We start from the raw sequence: 19,104 nt of genomic DNA, 5'->3' as shown, positions 1-19,104 counted from the left end.
GTTGCCCTCGGGTTGGCCGTGACGCTGGTCTGGCTCTACACCGAAATCCTCCGTCTGCTCTCGTACGCGAACAGGAACTAGCGCAAGATACTGACCTCATCACGGTTCTCCGCGGTGAGGAAGTAGCCGGCCAGCATCGTTTGTTGGCCGGCATTTTTGATATCGAGACGCCAGACACGTCGAGAATCCGCCCACTGCTCTGGCAATAAGAAAGCCCTCCGTAACCATTCACGGAGGGCTTTTCGCGTCGCTGTTAAAGACGCGGTAAAGAATTACTTCTTCGACTCGTCGTATGGCTCGGCCTTGACGATCGTGACCGACACCTTCGAACCATTGGGAGTCTGGTATTCGCGAGTTTCTCCTTCTTTAGCTCCGACGATAGCCGCGCCGAGCGGGGCGTCGGTGGAGTAGGTCTCCAGGTCGGTGTTGGATGAGTGAACACCGCGGGTACCGATGAGGAAGGTTTCGGTGTCATCTTCGTCGCCGTCGTAATACACGTGGACGACGGAACCGACGAGGGCAACACCGCTCTGGGAGGGCGCTTCGCCGATCGTTGCGGAATCGAGTAGCTCTTCGAGGTAAGCGATGCGGGCTTCCTCTTGGCCCTGCTGCTCGCGGGCTGCGTGGTAACCGCCGTTCTCCTTCAGGTCTCCCTCTTCGCGGCGCTCGTTGATCTCGGCAGCGATGACGGGGCGGTTAGCTTTAAGATCGTCGAGTTCCTTCTTCAGACGGTCGTAGGCTTCTTGGGTTAGCCAACGGGTGTTTGTATCCTCAGCCATGTTTATTCAGCCTCTCAATCGTTGCGGTCTATGAAGATTCCATGAAGATAAAATGCTTCGATTCGTATAACGCAGTGCATGGTACCACTGAGATGGTGGATTCAAAGCCAGCAACGTCGGCTTATGTGTCCGAGTTGTCGAGATAGCCCGGAATCTCCGTCGAGCACCCATATTCTTTCCCTGCAACCGCTCGAGCGCGCGTGGGAATAGCCACCTTAAAGCGCTCGGTCTTCTCGCCACCCGACGGGATCACAAATTCCCGACGCCCGACCTCGTTTTTGTCGTAATCCAGCGCGGTCACGATGCAATACGCAGCGCGAGAAGCGTCGTCACGTGTGACGTCGACAGTAAAGTTCAGGAGCGAATCGTTGGGCCGGTCAAAACCTGCCGACGAAATAGAGACGTCGGGGGAGGACTCGTTGCGCCACTGATTCCACATGTATAAGCCGCTGATGACCAGCACGAGGACGACGCCGATAACGATGACTTTGCCGGAGATCGATGCCGACCGTGATGAGCCATAACGTTGTTCTTCGATGGTCTGGCTTGTGGGCGACTGGGAATCCTGGTCGGTCATGCCTCCTATAGTACGACAGGAGTTACCGATGATAGAGCCGCAGGGGACAGCGTCGCAGCGCTAGTTGAAAATCGCCGACATGCCACGTAAAAAGTGATATGTCACAGAAATCGGTGTTGTAGCTTGGCTATGGGGTAGTCGCGGTTGGTCACACGGTCTTGGTGACAACCATTTCGTGTTATCAACTTTGGATATCGACTTTGTTTGTAACCCTTATGTGGATTTCTTGCTGGTACCAAATATCTTGGTTATACCCGATGGTGTGAGCGCGTTAAGCTCGTACATCAGTGGCTCACCACAGCTATCAGAGGCTCAACGAGCCCAATTAATTTATTAACAAACTCGGAGGATATGTCATGACCGGATTTCGACTCTTAGCAATTCACGCGCACCCGGATGATGAATCGAGTAAAGGCGCAGCGACGTTAGCTCGGTACGCCAATGAAGACAATGAAGTTATGGTCTTGACCTGCACGGGTGGCGAGCGTGGTTCGATCCTTAACCCTGCCATGGATCGCCCCGAGGTCCGCGAGAACATGATTGAATTGCGTAAGAAAGAAATGGCCAAAGCTGCCGAAATTCTGGGAATTAAGCAGCGCTGGTTAGGCTATGTCGACTCTGGTCTGCCCGAAGGTGATCCGCTGCCACCGCTGCCGGAGGGCTCATTCGCGTTAGCTAATACAGAGGAAGCCACGGCGGACGTCGTTGAGGTCATTCGCGAATTCCGTCCGCACGTCATGATCACGTACGACGAAAACGGTGGATACCCTCATCCCGATCACATCAAGACCCATGCGGTCTCTGTTCGTGCATGGTTGCGCGCCGGGGACCCGGACTTCCACCCAGAAAAAGGCGAGCCGTGGGTTGTGTCGAAAATGTACTACACCCACGGATTCGTGAAGAGCCGGTTCCTCGCCCTTCACAACGACTTCATTAATCGCGGACTGCCTAGCCCGTACCAGGACCGCGTCGATAAGGCCGATGAGTGGCCGGATTTGATGGAGCGGGTGACCACGCAGGTTAATGTGGCGGATTTCTTCCACAAGCGTGACGACGCCCTCCGCGCTCATGCCACGCAAATCGATCCGCACAGCCGGTGGTTCGCGGTTTCGCCCGAGGACCAGCGAAGGGTCTGGCCGACCGAGGAATTCGAGTTGGCTGCCAGCCGCGTTGACACGTCGCTCCCGGAAAACGATCTGTTTGCTGGCATCGATCCTGATCACCAGCCGGAGAATGTTCCCGGGATGGTGTCCGAAGCCGCCCGCCAAGAGTATTCCCAGGGCGACGACGACTAGCCTGTCGCGATAGCGCGCTCGCATCGTTTTAGCGCGCCCGCCGCCGATAGCACGCCCACCGTCGATGTCATCGCTTTTCGACGGTGATGTCACAGGTGGGCCGCAACGACGTACACTATTCCCGAGGCTAATCCGCTGTGTCTTTTGCCCGTTGCGTTTCTCGGTTGTGGCGGAAGCGTCGCGTGGTTAGTCGGACGGTCATGAAAAAGGAGCAGGAGTAGTGGCAGTGATCATGGGATATGACGTAGCAGCAGAGTTGGTGTCTCTCGGCGGGGCGAAACTCTCTACGATGTCTACTCACCTGGCGGTTACTACGGGAGGGATCCTCGCCCAGCAGGAAAAGGGCGGTCCACTGGGGCCTGAATTCGGTAAAGCGTCGCCGGTAGGCCTTCTTATACTCATTGCGCTTTTAGTTGTCGTTATTATTCTTGGCCGTTCAGCGACGAAGCGAATTAAGAATTTAAACCGACGCCGCGCATTCGCCGAAAAAGAGGGTATCGACGTCTTTGACGCCGAAGAGATTGATCGTCGTATGGCCGAAAAGGGTCTACAAGACGTCAATGCGAATTCGCGTTTTCCGGAAGTCCGATTGAAGCATAAATCACGGCCGACACAGTCGCGGTCGAAAAAAGCAGATGGAACAACGGATAAATAGAATCTAGCTACGATCGTTTACTTTTCTTATGCGCCCTACTTCTGGAACCTCGCCTGTCGCATCGCATAACGCCGCGCCCACCGCATCTGCTCCGCGTACCGACGTCTCACCTGTTCGCCCGTTACCGTCGCCTCGGGAACTCCGGCACGACATCGAGCTGGACGAGGACGCCCGCCGGTTAGTCGAGTCGAGTCGGCGAACGATCGCGAACATTATTCACGGGCGGGATCATCGTTTACTCGTTATCGTCGGCCCGTGTTCCATCCACGACCGCGATGCAGCATATGACTACGCCACCCGCCTTGCTGAGCAGGAACAACGCTATTCCGACCGCCTCTTCATTGTCATGAGGGTATATGGGGAAAAACCTCGCACAACGGTGGGATGGAAAGGGCTTGTCAACGACCCCGACCTCGACGGGAGCGGGGATATCACCCGGGGTTTGGCTCTAGAACGAGAAGTATTCCGCGACGTCCTTTCCCTAGGCTTGCCGACGGCCACCGAGTTTGTGGAACCCCTCGCAACGAGCTACATCCACGACGCCGTGTCGTGGGGCGCCATCGGAGCGCGGACCGTCGAGAGTCAAGTACACCGCCAACTAGCGTCATCGCTGCCCATGCCTATCGGATTCAAAAACGCCACCGACGGCAGTATTCAGCAGGCCATTGATGCGATTCGTGCAGCGTCGGCGGCCCATCATTTCGTCGGAGCTGATGACGAGGGTCGCATCGGAGTGATGAGCTCTCCCGGAAATACGGACGGCCATGTGATCCTCCGCGGAGGCGAATCCGGGCCGAATTACGGAACAGAGAGCGTCCTCACCGCCACTGATCGGCTCACGGCGGCTGGCCTGCACCCGGCGGTGACCATTGACGCCTCACATGGCAATTCTGGCAAAGACCATATCCGCCAGCGTGCCGTCGTCGCTGATATTGCTGAACGGATCGCCGAGGGTGAGCCGGGGATCAATGGTGTGATGATGGAATCCTTCCTGGTCCCCGGCAAACAGGCCCACGATGAGGACATGATCCGTCGGCACGGCAAGGCGGCCTTGACATATGGTCAATCGATAACCGACGCCTGCATGGGGTGGGATGCCACGGTGAGCGCGCTCGACGAACTCGCCCGTGCCGTTCACACGAGAGGACGCGGCGCATAGGCGTACCATATGAGCGTGACTATTCCGCCCAACACTCGCTGCGATGATGGCCGCGCGCCCGAAAGCCGGCTGGTGTCATCAGTGCGCCAAGCGGGGAAGCGTGCTCGTGCCGCATGTAAACGCGTTGCCCTCATGGCGACCTACCCGTTGTACGAGGCCAGCTTGGTGAGGGCACTTGAGGGGAAGCCCGTACCCCGCCACATCGCGGTCATGTGCGACGGTAACCGACGGTGGGCGCGGGAAGCTGGGTTTATCGACGTGAGTCATGGCCACCGCGTCGGCGCGAAGAAAATCAGCGAGCTGGTCCAGTGGTCCGGTGAACGCGGGATTGAACTAGTCACCATTTATTTGCTGAGCACGGAGAACCTTCACCGCGATAAGGCTGAGCTGGAGCTTTTGTGCAGAATCATTGGGGATGTCTCCGATGAATTGGCGAAATCGAAGCTGAACGCACGGCTTCGTGTGGTGGGGCACCGCGATATTCTTCCCGACGCTCTCACCGACCGTCTCGCGGCGAATGAAAAAGCAACCGCTGACCATACCGGAGTGTGCGTCAATATGGCCGTTGGTTACGGCGGGCGGCAGGAAATAGTTGACGCCGTGAGGTCCTTGCTGGAAGACCGGGTTAAAGAGAAGCACGAGGCATCTCGGGAATCCTCGGCGAAGGACGGTGAAGGCGCCCACCAGGTTGGTTCGGCGTCCGCTTCCAAGGCCAGCGAACTGGGGGATGACCAGCGGTTCTCTCTTGACGACATAGCGGAAGCAATCACCGTTCAAGGAATCTCTGACCACTTGTACACTTCTGGCCAGCCGGATCCGGATTTGGTTATCCGCACGTCCGGGGAACAGCGGTTGTCAGGTTTCCTTTTGTGGCAATCGGCCTATTCGGAGATTTGGTTTACTGACACGTATTGGCCAGCTTTTCGACGGGTCGATTTTCTCCGCGCATTACGCGACTTTTCACGACGGAACCGTCGATTCGGCCGGTAACGCATCACACTTTCCGCATGCGAACGCGCTGCACAGAGTGATCTTCGCCCTTCATGAGCACCAAAGACGCGCGGGGTCGCGTCGGCAAGACATTCTCCGTCAAGTTCGGCAAATTGACTCGCTGCCAGATTTCACGGGCTTCTCGGATGGCGGTGTCGTCGTCAAGTTCGGCAAAATGGTGGAAGTGCGCGTCGGGATCGGAAAATGAGATATGTCGCAATTGCAAAAAGCGATCCACATACCATTGCTCAATGTCACGGGGATGGGCATCGACATAAACGCTGAACTCAAAGAAATCAGACACCATCAACGTCGGGCCTGTTTGAAGAACATTGAGCCCTTCAATAATTAAAATATCCGGCCGGTCAACAGTAATAAACGTATCGGGGACAATGTCATACAACTCGTGGGAATATACCGGTACGCGAACGTTACGAGAGCCGGCTTTCACGTCGGTAATAAACCGCAATAATGCGCGCCGATTAAAACTCTCGGGATAACCCTTTCGATCTAAAATGCCGCGTCGCGTTAACTCGGCAGTGGGATAAAGAAAGCCGTCCGTTGTGACCAGATCAACCTTCGGATGAGAATCCCACCGCTGAAGCAGCCTCTGTAACAAACGAGCTGTTGTCGATTTACCGACGGCGACCGACCCCGCAATACCAATGATGAAAGGAATATGGGGAACATCTTCCCCCAAGAATGTTGCCGTAGCTTGGCCCAAGCGTTGATGGGCCTCCACCTGAAGATGGATGAGACGCGATAACGGCAGGTAGACCTCCGTCACTTCATCCAGCGCGATGTTCTCGCCCACACCGCGGAGCTCTTTGACCTCGGCCTCGGTCAGCACCTGAGGCTGAGACATGCGCAAGCGTTTCCATTGGTGTCTGTTGAATTCCAGATAGGGGCTGGATTCAGTCGCACGTGACATGTCTTCCATTGTGCCCCGCCGAATGACCTATCTCATAAGTGGGGTACATAATCGATACTCCCATTAAGCTATGGGGTAGTTCTGCACACACGCCATCCCCAGCGAGGAAGGGCCTTCATGAGTAATTCTTCATCACGCACGACCCCGTCAACCGCTAACACCCCTGATCAGCTCCTTAATCAGCCGTTATCCCAGCTCGACCCCGAGGTTGCCGACGCCATTGCCGGCGAATTGAGCCGCCAACGGAACACACTCGAGATGATTGCGAGTGAGAATTTCGTTCCCCGAGCGGTCCTCCAAGCCCAGGGTTCGGTGCTGACGAACAAATATGCGGAGGGGTACCCGGGGCGTCGGTACTACGGTGGCTGCGAAAATGTGGACATCATTGAGGACCTCGCCAGGGACCGTGCCAAGAAGGTCTTCGGCGCGAAGTACGCCAATGTGCAGCCCCATTCTGGTGCTCAGGCGAATGCAGCCGTGCTGATGGCCATCGCGAAGCCGGGCGACACGATCCTGGGCCTTTCCCTGGCTCATGGCGGACACTTGACCCACGGAATGAAGCTCAACTTCTCCGGAAAGCTGTATAACGCGGTCGCTTATGAAGTGGACCCCACCACCATGACCATCGACATGGAGAAGGTCCGCCAGCAGGCTCTGGAGGAAAAACCATCCGTCATTATTGCCGGGTGGTCCGCCTACCCACGTCATGAGGATTTCGCGGCGTTCCGGGAGATCGCCGATGAGGTGGGCGCCACATTGTGGGTGGATATGGCTCACTTCGCGGGGTTGGTGGCTGCTGGTCTGCATCCCTCGCCGGTTCCGTACGCGGATGTCGTCTCTACGACGATTCACAAGACCTTGGGTGGGCCGCGGTCGGGAATGATCCTGACGAATGATCTTGACCTCTTCAAGAAGATCAACTCGGCTGTTTTCCCAGGCCAGCAGGGTGGACCCTTGATGCACGCGATCGCCGGGAAAGCTATCGCGATGAAAATCGCGGGGTCGGAGGAATTCCGGGATCGTCAGCGACGAACCATCGCCGGAGCCCGTATTTTGGCTAACCGCCTGACTCAAGACGATGCAGGGGAGGCGGGTATCGACGTCCTCACCGGCGGTACCGACGTTCACCTCGTCCTCGTTGACCTGCGTCATTCGTCGTTAAATGGCCAGGAAGCTGAGGATGCTCTCCATGATGTGGGAATCACGGTGAACCGCAATGCGGTGCCCTTTGATCCACGTCCGCCCATGGTCACCTCTGGACTGAGGATCGGGACGTCGGCGCTGGCGACCCGCGGATTTGATCAAGAAGCATTTGGGGAAGTTGCCGACATTATCGCGGAGACGCTGATTAGCGGCCATCAAGGCAAGTCCGACGAGGTCCGAGATCACCTGCGTCAGCGGGTTGAGGCCCTAGCGGCGAAGTTCCCCCTCTATGACGGCCTGGAAGATTGGACACTGATGTAATCATGCGCGATACGAACAGCTCCACACGCACCCACCGATGCTTAGTCATTGTTGACGTTCAGAATGATTTTTGCCCTAGTGGTGCGCTGGCCTGCGAGGGCGGCGACACCGTGGCCACGGGAATCTCTGAGTATGCCCAGCGTCCGGACGTGGCCGCCAAGTATGACTTCATTGTGGGAACTAAGGACTGGCACATCGACCCTGGTTCGCACTTTGCACCACCCGGTGTGGAGCCCGATTTCGTCGAGACGTGGCCCGTCCACTGCAAGGTCGGCACCCCGGGGGCTGAATCGCATCCCAACCTCGATGTCTCCTCTGTCGACTATTGGTTCCTGAAGGGCGAATATGAGGCCGCCTATAGCGGTTTTGAGGGCTATCTAGAAGGAACCGACGAGGCCTCGGGCGGCGGGCAGCCAGAGAGACTGGGACCCTGGTTGCGCAAGCAGGGGATCGAGTCGATCGACGTCTGCGGGATCGCGACGGATTTCTGTGTAAAGGCGACGGTGCTCGATGGAATTGCGGAGGGATTCACTGTCACTCTTCTCCCGGATTTATGCGCAGGTGTTGCCCCTGATTCCAGCGCGAAGGCCGTGGAAGATATGAAGCAGGCTGGTGCATCGGTGCGCTAGCTCTTAATTCTGATAAGTGAAACGGCACTGTGATGGTTGACGAGGCCATCACAGTGCCGTTTCTATTCCGGAGGTCGATATTGGCGACGACAGTGCTGGTGTCCTCGGCGCCTGGAGGAGGTGACGAGCGCTGAGGGAAGGCAGATCAGGAAGGGGAGAAGAGGAATGACCCTTGCCGATCGAACCAGCACAACCAGTATCGATTTTCATCACTGTGCACCACTCTGAGATGCTCCGCCTACCTAGGGAACCCCTGATGTCCCCGGGTGGTAGAGCGTTCTCGAACATCCCGCTGCGGTACGACCTTCAATTTAGCCTTACCTAAAGCAATCCGTCAATGATTTAAGCAACTTATTTGTATCAATAATTGAAATCGCCTGGTCAGTGGGATTTTGGCCAATCTAATCCGGGGGTAATTTTTACCCCCGGCCTTCTTATCTCGCCATGTCGTGATTGAGAAATAGGCTTCGTAAATCTGTGACATGGGTTACGATCGCATGTAAATCATGACCTACCACCTAAAGTAGTGTTCACGTCGCGGTCACTGTCAGACCTCGAAACTGCTGCTAATCACAAAAAGGACAGATAAGGAGCGCATATCCCATGAAGAACTTCTTACCTCGCACGATTTTCGATGACGAGCACAAGATGTTTCGTGAAACCGCCCGCGATTTCGTCGCCAAGGAAATCACCCCTCATGTTGATCAGTGGCATGAGCAGGGCTATTGCGACCGCGACATGTACAAAAAAGCCGGTGAACTCGGACTTTTAGGAATTACTGCCGATGAAAAATTCGGCGGTGGAGGCATGGACGACTGGCGATTTAACGCCATTCTCTCGGAAGAGCTGGCCCAGTCCGATTGCGGTTCGGTCATCGTTTCTGTGCAGACGATCAATGACTTGGTCGTTCCGTACCTCGAGCGTTTCGCCAATGACGAGCAGAAAGAGCGCTTCCTGCGTCCGCTTTGTGCTGGTGAGAAGATCGCCGCTATTGCTATGACGGAGCCGGGTGCCGGCGCTGACTTGGCGGGAATTCGCACGCTTGCTAAGAAAGACGCCGACGGCAACTACGTCGTGAATGGTGCCAAGACATTCATCTCCAATGGTGTCCAAGCAGACTTCACGATTATCGTGGCCGTTACTGACCCTGAAAAGGGCCGCGCCGGTGTTTCGCTCCTCATTGTTGAGGACGGTATGGAGGGGTACACCAAGACGGGGCCGCTGAAGAAAGTCGGCCTTAAGGCGCAGGACACCGCGGAGTTGTCCTTTGAAAACGTCACCGTTCCCGCCGAGAACCTCCTTGGTGAAGAGGGCGCCGGTTTCGGTTACCTGAGGCACAACTTGGCGCAAGAGCGGCTCTCGATTGCCGTTGGCTCTGTAGCGACCTCGCGCCGTGCTTTCGACCTCGTCTACCAGCACAGCCAGGACCGTAAGACTTTCGGAAAACGACTGGTTGACCACCAGGCCTACGGGTGGATGTTGGCTGAGATGGCCACGAAGATCCAAGCTGCTCAGTCCTTCGTCGACGCCTGTATTGAAGCGAAAGTCAAGGGCGAGCTTGATGAGACGACTGCGGCGATGGCTAAGTGGTGGACCACGGATCTGCAGGTCGAAGTGGTGAACAACGCGCTGCAAATGCATGGTGGCTATGGCTTCATGATGGAATACCCGATCGCCACGCACTACCTGGATACGCGCGTGCAGCCGATCTACGGTGGCCCGAACGAAATCATGAAGGAAATCATTGCTCGTCGCCTTGCCAAGGGCGCTGGCAAGTAAGGCACGACGAAACCACGGTGCGGTGAGTGGGCTCCGCATGCCCCACGGCAACCAGAAAGGCTGTTATGTCGGACGAAAAAGACGTGGTGGGCGTCGAGAACCTGGATGTTGAGACAGGACAACGAACCAGTGTGGCCGAGGCTGCCTCGGGCGTTGTGCGTGTGATCACGCTGCGGCGGCCAGAGGGGTATAACGCCATCAATAAGGCACTTCGAACGCGGCTCCGCGAAGAATTCGAAGCGGCCACTAACCCGAGCGTCCGTGCCGTGCTTATCACCGCCGAGGGGAAGTCCTTCTGCGTCGGGCAAGACCTCAAGGAGCATCTTCAGGACTTGTCCACTGGGCAGGGGATGGGCAAGGTTGTCGACGAATACAACCCCATGGTCGAGGCCTTGCTCGCTATCAAAGTCCCTGTTGTCGCGGCTATTTCTGGACCAGCGGCCGGCGCAGGGTGGTCCTTAGCTTTGAATTGCGACTTCCGCATTGCCTCCAGGGGAGCATCCTTCACGGCGTCCTTCGCTGGCGTCGGGTTGGCTTCCGATTGTGGGCTTTCCCACACACTCACTTCCATCGTCGGACCTGCGAAGGCTCTGGATTTGTTGTGTCGCGATCAGCAACTTACAGCCGAGCGAGCATATGAACTGGGGCTTGTCACCGAGGTCACCGACGACGACCGAGCTGACGAGGTGGCGACGAAGTTCGCTCTAGCGTTGGCGAATGGCCCAACGAAGTCGTTCTGCGAAATCAAAAGCCTGGTGAGAGACGAGCAGGCTGTGATGGCCGCAGCCGCCCGGGAGGCGGATGCTCAAGCGCGTCTAGCCTTCACGGAGGACCATCAAGAGGCAGTGCGATCCTTCGTTGAAAAGAGAAAACCCCAGTTCAAAGGGCGTTAGCGTCACCCTAGACGCATTACTTATGGCTTTCGTTGGCAGCGTGACGACGCTCGCGTTCCTCTGCCAACGACTTCCGCTCCTCCTGCAGCCACTCCGGGCGATCATTGAGAAGCTCGTTAATTTCGGCAGTGGTGAGCGGTTTATCCATGTCATTGCGCTTCAACGCTGCTGCAGTGACGCCGAGCTTCCGCGCCACTTCCGCCCGAGGATGAGGCCCATTCGCCCGCAAATCTTTCAACCACTGAGGCGGATTATTCTGTAAGCCCACGAATTCATCATGGGTCAGTGCCGTCTTCTGGAACTCCTCAGGCGTGGCAGGGAGAAAAATGTTCAGCTTCTTCGCCGCCGTCATGGGCTTCATACGGGTACTTGATGGCTGCGCCCCGGACGTGTGATCACTATGCGAATGAGTATCGGTCATGCGCACCAGAGTAATGCATAAGCAGTTCCGATCCCGACGCTCTCGGCGCTGGATCGGCGCGCTCCATGTCGAGTCGCTCTCCGCGCCGGGCGTGGGCGTCGTACGTTACGATCTGTTCATGACCGAATATCTCAAGGTCGCCTTCGTTCCGGGACTCCTTCCCGACAAATGGTTCCGACGGTTTGATGACCGCCACGGTGGTGCGTCGCGTGGTGCGAATCCTTCCGTGCGCATTGCGTCGGCCGCCGCTGACGATCCGCTTCCTTATGTCCTGCACGGGAAGGCCGACGTGGCGTTCGTCCGCATGGATAGTCGCGGACGTGAGGGCGTCGTCAAGGATGCTGAAGCGAGGGGTCAATCGATCCACCTCATTGAGCTATACGAGGAACAGCCCGGCGTCGCAGTCCCGAAGGACAACCCCATTGCGTTGTTTCCGCAGGTCAGTTCGCAAGATCTGGAGGACGAGAAGATCATGTGGGCACCGCAGCCGCCTGACTTCCGGGTCGATATTCCCGAGGTCCGCTCCGCGCTTGAGGTCGTTGCCGCGAACGTCGGTGTTGTTATCGCACCTCGCCCATTGTTGCGGGTAATTAATAAGCGCGGGGTGAAAGATGTTGCTTTGAGCGATGGTCGCCCGACGCAGCTGGCTATGGTGTGGTTGCAATCCCGTGACAACCGCGACATACAAAACCTTGTCGGGATCGTGCGGGGGCGCACAGCGCGGTCGTCGCGATAGGGTGTGTTTAGACCGTCTACTGACCGTCGTATTGCCACGTATTCGTGGCTTCCTTGACCTGTCTGCTTAGCAGTTCGACGGCCATGGAAACTACACCTTCAGCCTGAATAAGCGGTTCATATTCTTCGAAATCGATGTAGACAAGAATGATCGTCCACGTAGTATGTACATCACCGTTGTCACCGTGACCAACGATGAGGAAGCACGCGCGTTCCTGCGCGAGCCGGGCTTCCTATTCAAGTAGGCTGGCTCCGCTGAGTAATCCGGTGAAAGCTTGTAGCCTGTTGAAAACCCTCCACACGTTTTCCACATGAGGGACCGCCCATGGGAAGTGCTGCACATTCTAGACCCATAATCATTAATCTGTTCCCTCATTTTGCTTGGGAAGAGGGTGGTCGGGGAAGGGAAGTGTGGGATCTTTGTCGTCTGCTAGGACTGCTTGCCTTCCTTATAGAGGAAATAAGACTGCACGACCATGAGGGCGAAGATGGCCCATAGGAGGCCAGTGCTGTTGTCACTGACGGGAACCCAGTTCATTGCGCCGATAAGGGCCACAGCGGCGAGGATGACTGAGAGGACCAACCAGAGGGTGCGGAGCTTGTTATTTTGAGATCGGAACATAATAGTCAAGAGCAATTCTTTTCGGGATTACAGGAAACGGGGATTATGCACCAGAGTTAAGTGTGTTCGGGTTACAGCGCCACTGGTTATTTGAGAAATGTCCAGCAGTTATTTTGCCCCCAAATGCTATCAGAGGAATTTTCGTGGTGCCAGGTAGACGAGTGGCTCACGTGAATGGAAATGAGGCGCCGAGCGGGTGTTTCTATATAGGCTGTCAACTTCGCAGGTGAGGTTGTTGGGAGCGTGAAGGGTTTCTGCATTGCCTCGTGTATCTTCGGACATACTGAAGAGTGGGTTGGACTTTCTGCGCAATCGGCTGTGGGTGGACTTGTAGTGGTTAGGCCGTGATGACCTTCTAGGTTATACGGGATGGAACAATAGAGCGTTATGACAGCATCGTTCACAGGAACTATCCGCCCTATGACGCGCGACGATTATCCAGACGTGGCACGTATCCACCAGGCCGGGCTGGATACGGGCAACGGTGCATATGAAGCGTCGCCGGTCACGTGGGAGGAGTTCGTCGACAAGAAGATCCCTGAGCTGTGTTTCGTCGCGGAAGATGAGGGAAAGGTTCTCGGGTGGGTTGCGCTCATGCCGTTTTATCATCGGCCGGCTCTGACCGGTTTCCTAGAGGATTCGATTTACATCGATCCGGCCGCGTCGGGACGTGGAGTGGGTACTGCTCTTCTGGAGCACTCCGCCGCGAAGGCGAAGGAGTGGGGCGCGTGGACCATCACCGGATGGATTTTTGAGGACAACTCCGCGTCCCAAGCGCTGCATGCGAAGGCTGGGTTCAGGAAAGTGGGCACACTCCAGCGCCACGGGTGGATGGATTACGGCCCGTGGTCGGACCAATACCGCCAGTGCGCGATTTACGAAAAGCTGCTGTAGAACAACCCGGGTCGGGGCAATACCGTCGGACGAAAAAGTATCGCGCGCCGACACAATACGGGTTGTGCCGACGCGCGAGGGGGCCGTTCTGTAGCAGCGTTGTTTTTACACCACGTATTTACACCGAGTTCCGCAGTTTCTCTTCGCGGACGAGGGCGAACAAGATGAACGCGAGCACGGCGAACGGGATCACGACGATAAACACCGGAGTCAATGCGTCGTTGTAGGCTCCCATGAACATGTCCTTGAGCGGACCAGGCAGCGAACCCACCAGCTCAGGAGTGAGGCTATCGGCGTCGAGCCCACTCGATTGCTGTCCGAACTTCTGCTGCACCTCCGGCGGAAGTTGCGTCATGGCAGCCGGCATACGGTCCGCGACCAGTTCGCTAATGCGGTTGGTGAAAATCCCGCCGACCAAAGCAGAGCCGAGTGACGAACCGATCTGGCGGAAGAAGTTGTTGCTTCCTGTGGCAACGCCGACCTTTTGGATCGGGAATGAGTTCTGCACTACCAGGATCAGGATCTGCATGGTCATACCGAGGCCAACACCCATGATGAAGAGGCACAATCCGAGGTACCACAGCGACGTATCAACGGTGATCCGGTGCAGAAGCACACAGGAGGCAACCACGATGAGCATGCCGATCGGGGGATAGATCCGGTACTTTCCGGTTCGGGTGACAACATTGCCCAGCCCGATGGATGTTCCCATCAAACCGACCATCATGGAGATCATCATGAAACCAGAGGTGGTCGGGTTCATGTTGTGAACCATCTGGAAATAGGTGGGCATGTAGCTCATGACGCCGAACATCACGATGCCGACGCACAGGCCGCCCAGTGTGACCAGGTTAAAGTTGCGGTTTTTGAACAGCGACATCGGGATCAGCGGATCTTTAGCACGCAATTCGATGAAGACGAAGATTGCGGCCGCAACGACGGTTCCGATCTCCAAGCCGATGATCGTGGGTGAGCTCCAGGAGTACTGGTTTCCGCCCCACGACGTGAAGAGGATGAGGCATGATGCGGACGTCGCCATGAAAATGATGCCGAAGTAATCGAGCTTCAGGCCCGTGCCGCGCTTCGGCAGCTTCAGAGCTAACAGCGCGATAGCAACCGCAAGAAGGCCGACCGGCAGGTTAATCCAGAAAGCCCATCGCCATCCGGGGCCGTCCGTGAACCAACCACCAAGCACGGGGCCGAGCACTGAGGACACACCGAAAACAGAGCCCATCCAGCCCGCGTACTTACCGCGTTCACGAGGGGGAACGACGTCGGCCATAATCGCCTGCGAGAGGATCATGAGTCCACCGCCGCCGAGGCCTTGGATACCGCGGCCGATAATCAGCTGTGCCATCGACTGCGAGAGGCCACCGATGATCGACCCGACGAGGAAGATAGCGATCGCACCGACGAAGATCGGTTTGCGGCCGATTTGATCACCGAGTTTGCCGTAGATCGGCATCATAATCGTCTGGCACAGCAGGTAGGACGTAATGACCCACGACATGTGCTCGACGCCACCAAGGTCGCCGACGATCGTCGGAAGGGCCGTCGAGAACAACATCTGGTCCAGACTTGCCAGCAACATCGCGGACATGATGGCCACCATGACCGCCGGAATGTTGCTCTTATTCTTCGGCGCGGAGGATGTTCCCTCAGTGGTTGGTGACGTCTGATCTGCCGGCGAATCAATGTCCTTCACTGATTCCGGCGTAATCACACGGCTGGACAGGTGCTGCCCGGACGTGTTCACAGCGTTGTCGCTGGTGGCGTCGCTGTGTGCGCCATTGTGTTTACTCACTGTGCATCATCCTCTCATTTCTCATCGGTACGTTCGTCGTCGTTATTGTTTTTATTTTTCTTGTCGACGTTCTGTTTGCTGTTGGTTTGTTTGTCGACGTTGGTTGAGTGGTCGTCAGTGATGTCCAGATTGATGTCGCCACTGCTTTTTCTTTCCGACGATGCCCTCGGTGGCGTGCTGGCCAAACATTCCGGGGGAGGAGCCCCTAAAACGTCGTAGAACAGGGTGAAAGCGCCCAGGCAGCAATCGCGGAGGCGACGATGCCCATTGGTGCCATCGGGTTGCCTGGTCCACCGGAGCGTTCCGATCCGGACGGCGTCTTGGCACAGCATTGCCAGGGTGACGGCTTCCTCAGAGACGCCACTTGTGCTTTCTGTGCCCGGAAAAGCAGTTTGTGGAAGCGATCGACGCTCCGGGTGGAGTGTGAAGAATTCGTCGACCAATTCCACGATGTTGTGGAAGCGTTGGATAGTCAGTCCAAATTGCGGCGCTGCAATATTAGGGTTGTTGCGGAAGATTTGCTTCCGACGGCTCAGGAGCAGCGTCGAGAACTCGTCACTGCGGCCGCGCGACGCGAAACTGGTCTGGAGGATGAGGTCCACCAAGGCCACGGTGACATGTTGCGGGTCGGCAGCGAGGAATTCTTTCCGTTCTTCCTCAGGGAGGTCGACAACAGGGTGGCCGAGAACGGCGGTTTCCTTGGAGTCGACATAGTTGAAGAACGTACGTTTTGAAATATTGGCCGCGTCGACGATGTCCTCGATGGTGACGTTGTCATAGCCTTTGTCGAGGACAAGCCGAGTGGCGTGATCTTCGATAGCGCACAGGGTTTCTAAGCGCTTGCGTTCCCGAAGACCCCGTGGCGCATGAATTCCCTCAGTATCGAGGTAGTTACGATTGCTTTCCACGAGAGCCAACCTTAGACCTAATTATGCACTCAGTGCAAAGTTGCGGTCAGTATAAGTCTGCATTGTGTGAAAGAAATCAAAAGCCCCTCAAGTGTGACTTGAGTCATGACGGGGCCGCTGGAGGCTATAAACCTGGAGGTCATAAACCTGGAGGCCACAAAAAAGGGCCACCCTCAAGGGGCGGCCCAGTGTGTGCAGTCGACTAGATGACGTAGGTGACTAGCGATGCATTCGCTTACTTATCGCGATCCGTGTTCGCCATCGCAAGCACGTCGAGGCGCTTATCCAGCTCTTCCTCCGTGAGCTTCTCGCCATCGACAAAACCAAGGTCAATGACGGTTTGGCGAATAGTCTTGCCCTCCTTCAGCGCGGTCTTGGCAACCTTCGCGGCAGCCTCGTAACCGATCGCGCTGTTGAGCGGAGTGACGATCGACGGCGACGACTCCGCCAGCGTCCGCATGCGCTCAGCATTGGGCTCAATTCCGTCCACCATCTTTTCGGCGAAGATCACGGCAGTGTTGGACAGCAGGCGGATTGACTCCAGCACATTGCGCGCCATCATCGGGATAAACACGTTCAGCTCGAATGCGCCTTGCATGCCACCGGCGGCAATCGCGGCGTCGTTACCAATCACCTGGCACGCAACCTGGGTAGCGGTCTCACACATGACCGGGTTGACCTTGCCCGGCATGATCGACGAACCTGGCTGGAGGTCAGGAAGGTGAATTTCGCCGAGGCCGGTCAGCGGGCCGGAGCCCATCCACCGGATATCGTTGGCGATCTTGTTGAGGGAGACAGCGATGCTCCGCAGCGCACCCGACATCTCGACGAGCCCATCGCGGTTCGCCTGAGCCTCAAAGTGGTTAATGCAAGGACGCAGTTCCTCAACGCCGGTCAGTTTCACTAGCTCAGCGGTGACTTTGTCGCCGAAATCTTCGGTGGTGTTCAGCCCGGTTCCGACGGCCGTACCACCGATGGGGAGTTCACCGACGCGCGGCAGGGTAGCCTTCACACGCTCGATGCCAGCTTCGATCTGCCGAGCGTAGCCCGAGAACTCCTGCCCCAAGGTCACCGGTACCGCATCCATCAGGTGGGTGCGTCCGGACTTCACAACCTCTTCCCACTCGGTCGCCTTGGCCGATAGCGACTTGTGCAGCGTCGTCAATGAAGGGATGAGATCCTTAACAGCAGCTTCCGTGGTGGCAACGTGCGTTGCGGTGGGGAAGGTGTCGTTCGAGGACTGGCCCATGTTGACGTCGTCGTTAGGGTGAACCTCAACGCCGTTGTTCTTACAGATAGAGGCAATAACCTCGTTGGTGTTCATATTCGACGACGTACCGGAGCCGGTCTGGAAGACGTCGATCGGAAATTCTTTGTCGTGTTTGCCGTCGGCAATATCGGTGGCCGCAGCGATGATGGCTTTGCCTTTTTCCTCTGAAAGTAGGCCACGGTCAAGATTGACTTGCGCACATGCGGCCTTGAGTAGGCCCATGGCGCGGATTTGTGCGTGTTCGAGGCCGCGCCCCGACACAGGGAAATTCTGGACCGCACGTTGGGTTTGCGCGCGCCACAGTGCTGTGGCCGGAACCTTGACTTCACCCATGGTGTCGTGTTCGATGCGGTATTCCTGATCGCTCATGTTATGTAAGTCCCACCTTCATATGTGCTATGAGGATATGTGCAAAGTGGCAGAATTCGTGCCACTTCAAGTATGGCCCATCGGGAGCCTCGATGTGTGACCGATGTTGCCAAAAATACAACCTAGTGGTGTAGGTCATAGATCAGCGAGGCATGCGGCAAGCGCGTGGTTTGTGTGTACGCGTGAATGCCCGGAGAACAACAGATATCCCCGGGCATAACATCGACCCGACAACGGGTCCTAGCTGTAATCGACGACGGAGTACTCTTCCAGCTTCGTCAACTGGTGATGCGACTCAATCATGCGGACAGTGCCGGACTTCGACCGCATGACCAGCGAACGCGTGATCGCACCGCGCGGTGAATACGTGACTCCGCGGAGCATATCGCCGTTGGTCACACCGGTCGCAACGAAGAAGCAGTTCTGTGAGTGAACGAGGTCCTCCGTCGTGAGAACCTTGCCCAGTTCGTGGCCAGCATCGAGGGCCTTCTGCTTCTCTTCATCATTACGCGGGGTCAGCACACCCTGAATCTCTCCGCCCATGCATCGCATAGCGCACGCAGTGATGATGCCTTCTGGGGTTCCGCCGACGCCCATCATGATGTCGATGCTGTTCTGGGTCTGATCCTGGGCGGCTGCCACAGCACCAGCGACGTCACCGTCGTGAATTAAACGAACCTTGGCTCCGGCGTCGCGAATCTCCTGAATGAGGTGCTCGTGGCGGGGACGATCCAGGACGACGACGGTAATGTCAGACGCCCTCTTACCCTTGGCGTGAGCCACTGCGCGAATGTTGTCCTTGACCGGAGCGTTGACGTCAACAACGCCGCGGGCCTCCGCGCCGACCGCGATTTTCTTCATGTAGAACACGGCGGATGGGTCGTACATGGTTCCACGCTCTGCTGCGGCGAGCACCGAGATAGCGTTCTG

20 protein-coding genes and 1 pseudogene are annotated in these 19,104 nt (G+C 56.8%); 12 read left to right on the top strand and 9 right to left on the bottom strand.

All coding sequences use genetic code 11. The features are described from left to right. The coding region (locus Q3981_RS07655; RefSeq protein ID WP_303124981.1) for a Bax inhibitor-1/YccA family protein at window positions 1-81 on the top strand (81 nt) is incomplete at its 5' end. 191 nt (window positions 82-272) lie between these two features. Here the strand turns inward: Q3981_RS07655 and greA are convergent. Together greA and Q3981_RS07645 are read right to left on the bottom strand one after the other, a co-directional pair. Continuing rightward, a complete protein-coding gene (gene greA, locus Q3981_RS07650; protein WP_303124971.1) occupies window positions 273-779 on the bottom strand; it encodes a transcription elongation factor GreA in 507 nt (168 codons plus the stop codon). 121 nt (window positions 780-900) lie between these two features. Further along, window positions 901-1,356 carry a DUF4307 domain-containing protein gene (locus Q3981_RS07645; protein ID WP_303124969.1) on the bottom strand — a complete coding sequence of 152 codons (456 nt, stop codon included), beginning with the start codon at window positions 1,354-1,356 and terminating at the stop codon, window positions 901-903. A gap of 356 nt (window positions 1,357-1,712) precedes the next feature. Here Q3981_RS07645 and mca point away from each other — a divergent pair, with 356 nt between their 5' ends. From mca to uppS, 4 genes are all read left to right on the top strand, one after another. Further along, window positions 1,713-2,651, top strand: a complete 939-nt coding sequence (mca, locus tag Q3981_RS07640) for a mycothiol conjugate amidase Mca (RefSeq protein ID WP_303124965.1) — start codon at window positions 1,713-1,715, stop codon at window positions 2,649-2,651. A gap of 220 nt (window positions 2,652-2,871) precedes the next feature. Continuing rightward, window positions 2,872-3,306 carry a hypothetical protein gene (locus Q3981_RS07635; RefSeq protein WP_303124963.1) on the top strand — a complete coding sequence of 145 codons (435 nt, stop codon included), beginning with the start codon at window positions 2,872-2,874 and terminating at the stop codon, window positions 3,304-3,306. A 28-nt stretch (window positions 3,307-3,334) separates the two neighbouring features. Continuing rightward, window positions 3,335-4,465 (top strand): 3-deoxy-7-phosphoheptulonate synthase, encoded by a 1,131-nt coding sequence (locus tag Q3981_RS07630; RefSeq protein WP_303124961.1) that lies wholly within the window; start codon window positions 3,335-3,337, stop codon window positions 4,463-4,465. Window positions 4,466-4,597: 132 nt separating this feature from the next. Further along, entirely contained in the window at window positions 4,598-5,455 is an 858-nt protein-coding gene (gene uppS, locus Q3981_RS07625; protein WP_303124979.1) for a polyprenyl diphosphate synthase, read from the top strand. A 4-nt stretch (window positions 5,456-5,459) separates the two neighbouring features. Here uppS and coaA read toward each other — a convergent pair whose 3' ends face one another. Further along, the gene (gene coaA, locus Q3981_RS07620; protein ID WP_204088213.1) at window positions 5,460-6,386 is read right to left on the bottom strand and encodes a type I pantothenate kinase; all 927 of its coding nucleotides are present in this window, start codon (window positions 6,384-6,386) and stop codon (window positions 5,460-5,462) included. 117 nt (window positions 6,387-6,503) lie between these two features. Between coaA and glyA the strand changes: the two genes are divergently transcribed. The 4 genes from glyA (at window position 6,504) to Q3981_RS07600 (ending at window position 11,151) form a co-directional block, all read left to right on the top strand. Further along, window positions 6,504-7,850 carry a serine hydroxymethyltransferase gene (gene glyA, locus Q3981_RS07615; protein ID WP_303124959.1) on the top strand — a complete coding sequence of 449 codons (1,347 nt, stop codon included), beginning with the start codon at window positions 6,504-6,506 and terminating at the stop codon, window positions 7,848-7,850. Between the two features lie 2 nt (window positions 7,851-7,852). After that, on the top strand, window positions 7,853-8,479 hold the full coding sequence (locus Q3981_RS07610) for an isochorismatase family protein (RefSeq protein WP_303124957.1): 627 nt from the start codon (window positions 7,853-7,855) through the stop codon (window positions 8,477-8,479). Between the two features lie 603 nt (window positions 8,480-9,082). Next, on the top strand, window positions 9,083-10,258 hold the full coding sequence (locus tag Q3981_RS07605; protein ID WP_303124955.1) for an acyl-CoA dehydrogenase family protein: 1,176 nt from the start codon (window positions 9,083-9,085) through the stop codon (window positions 10,256-10,258). A 65-nt stretch (window positions 10,259-10,323) separates the two neighbouring features. Beyond that, window positions 10,324-11,151 (top strand): enoyl-CoA hydratase/isomerase family protein, encoded by an 828-nt coding sequence (locus Q3981_RS07600; RefSeq protein ID WP_303124953.1) that lies wholly within the window; start codon window positions 10,324-10,326, stop codon window positions 11,149-11,151. Between the two features lie 16 nt (window positions 11,152-11,167). Here Q3981_RS07600 and Q3981_RS07595 read toward each other — a convergent pair whose 3' ends face one another. Next, window positions 11,168-11,512 (bottom strand): DUF5997 family protein, encoded by a 345-nt coding sequence (locus tag Q3981_RS07595; RefSeq protein WP_303124977.1) that lies wholly within the window; start codon window positions 11,510-11,512, stop codon window positions 11,168-11,170. A gap of 58 nt (window positions 11,513-11,570) precedes the next feature. On the opposite strand from Q3981_RS07595, the gene Q3981_RS07590 reads away from it, so the two are divergent. Both Q3981_RS07590 and Q3981_RS07585 read left to right on the top strand, forming a co-directional pair. Then, the gene (locus Q3981_RS07590; RefSeq protein ID WP_303124951.1) at window positions 11,571-12,308 is read left to right on the top strand and encodes a LysR family transcriptional regulator substrate-binding protein; all 738 of its coding nucleotides are present in this window, start codon (window positions 11,571-11,573) and stop codon (window positions 12,306-12,308) included. A gap of 7 nt (window positions 12,309-12,315) precedes the next feature. After that, window positions 12,316-12,552: pseudogene (locus tag Q3981_RS07585) on the top strand (50S ribosomal protein L5); the annotation flags it as partial. Window positions 12,553-12,737: 185 nt separating this feature from the next. Here Q3981_RS07585 and Q3981_RS07580 read toward each other — a convergent pair. Then, window positions 12,738-12,929, bottom strand: a complete 192-nt coding sequence (locus Q3981_RS07580; RefSeq protein WP_303124950.1) for a hypothetical protein — start codon at window positions 12,927-12,929, stop codon at window positions 12,738-12,740. A 387-nt stretch (window positions 12,930-13,316) separates the two neighbouring features. On the opposite strand from Q3981_RS07580, the gene Q3981_RS07575 reads away from it, so the two are divergent. After that, window positions 13,317-13,823, top strand: a complete 507-nt coding sequence (locus Q3981_RS07575; RefSeq protein WP_303124948.1) for a GNAT family N-acetyltransferase — start codon at window positions 13,317-13,319, stop codon at window positions 13,821-13,823. Between the two features lie 118 nt (window positions 13,824-13,941). Here Q3981_RS07575 and Q3981_RS07570 read toward each other — a convergent pair whose 3' ends face one another. The 4 genes from Q3981_RS07570 to Q3981_RS07555 form a co-directional block, all read right to left on the bottom strand. Further along, window positions 13,942-15,627 (bottom strand): MDR family MFS transporter, encoded by a 1,686-nt coding sequence (locus Q3981_RS07570; protein ID WP_303124946.1) that lies wholly within the window; start codon window positions 15,625-15,627, stop codon window positions 13,942-13,944. 14 nt (window positions 15,628-15,641) lie between these two features. Beyond that, entirely contained in the window at window positions 15,642-16,535 is an 894-nt protein-coding gene (locus Q3981_RS07565; RefSeq protein WP_303124944.1) for a TetR/AcrR family transcriptional regulator, read from the bottom strand. A 235-nt stretch (window positions 16,536-16,770) separates the two neighbouring features. Next, entirely contained in the window at window positions 16,771-18,174 is a 1,404-nt protein-coding gene (locus tag Q3981_RS07560; RefSeq protein WP_303124942.1) for a class II fumarate hydratase, read from the bottom strand. Between the two features lie 240 nt (window positions 18,175-18,414). After that, on the bottom strand, window positions 18,415-19,104 hold a 690-nt coding region (locus tag Q3981_RS07555; RefSeq protein ID WP_303124940.1), incomplete at its 5' end, for a fructose-bisphosphatase class II family protein.

It is taken from the genome of Corynebacterium sp. (assembly GCF_030530965.1).
Taxonomy (GTDB): domain Bacteria; phylum Actinomycetota; class Actinomycetes; order Mycobacteriales; family Mycobacteriaceae; genus Corynebacterium.
The sequence above is the reverse complement of the archived record's forward strand: the minus strand, read 5'-3'. Positions and strand labels throughout refer to the sequence as shown.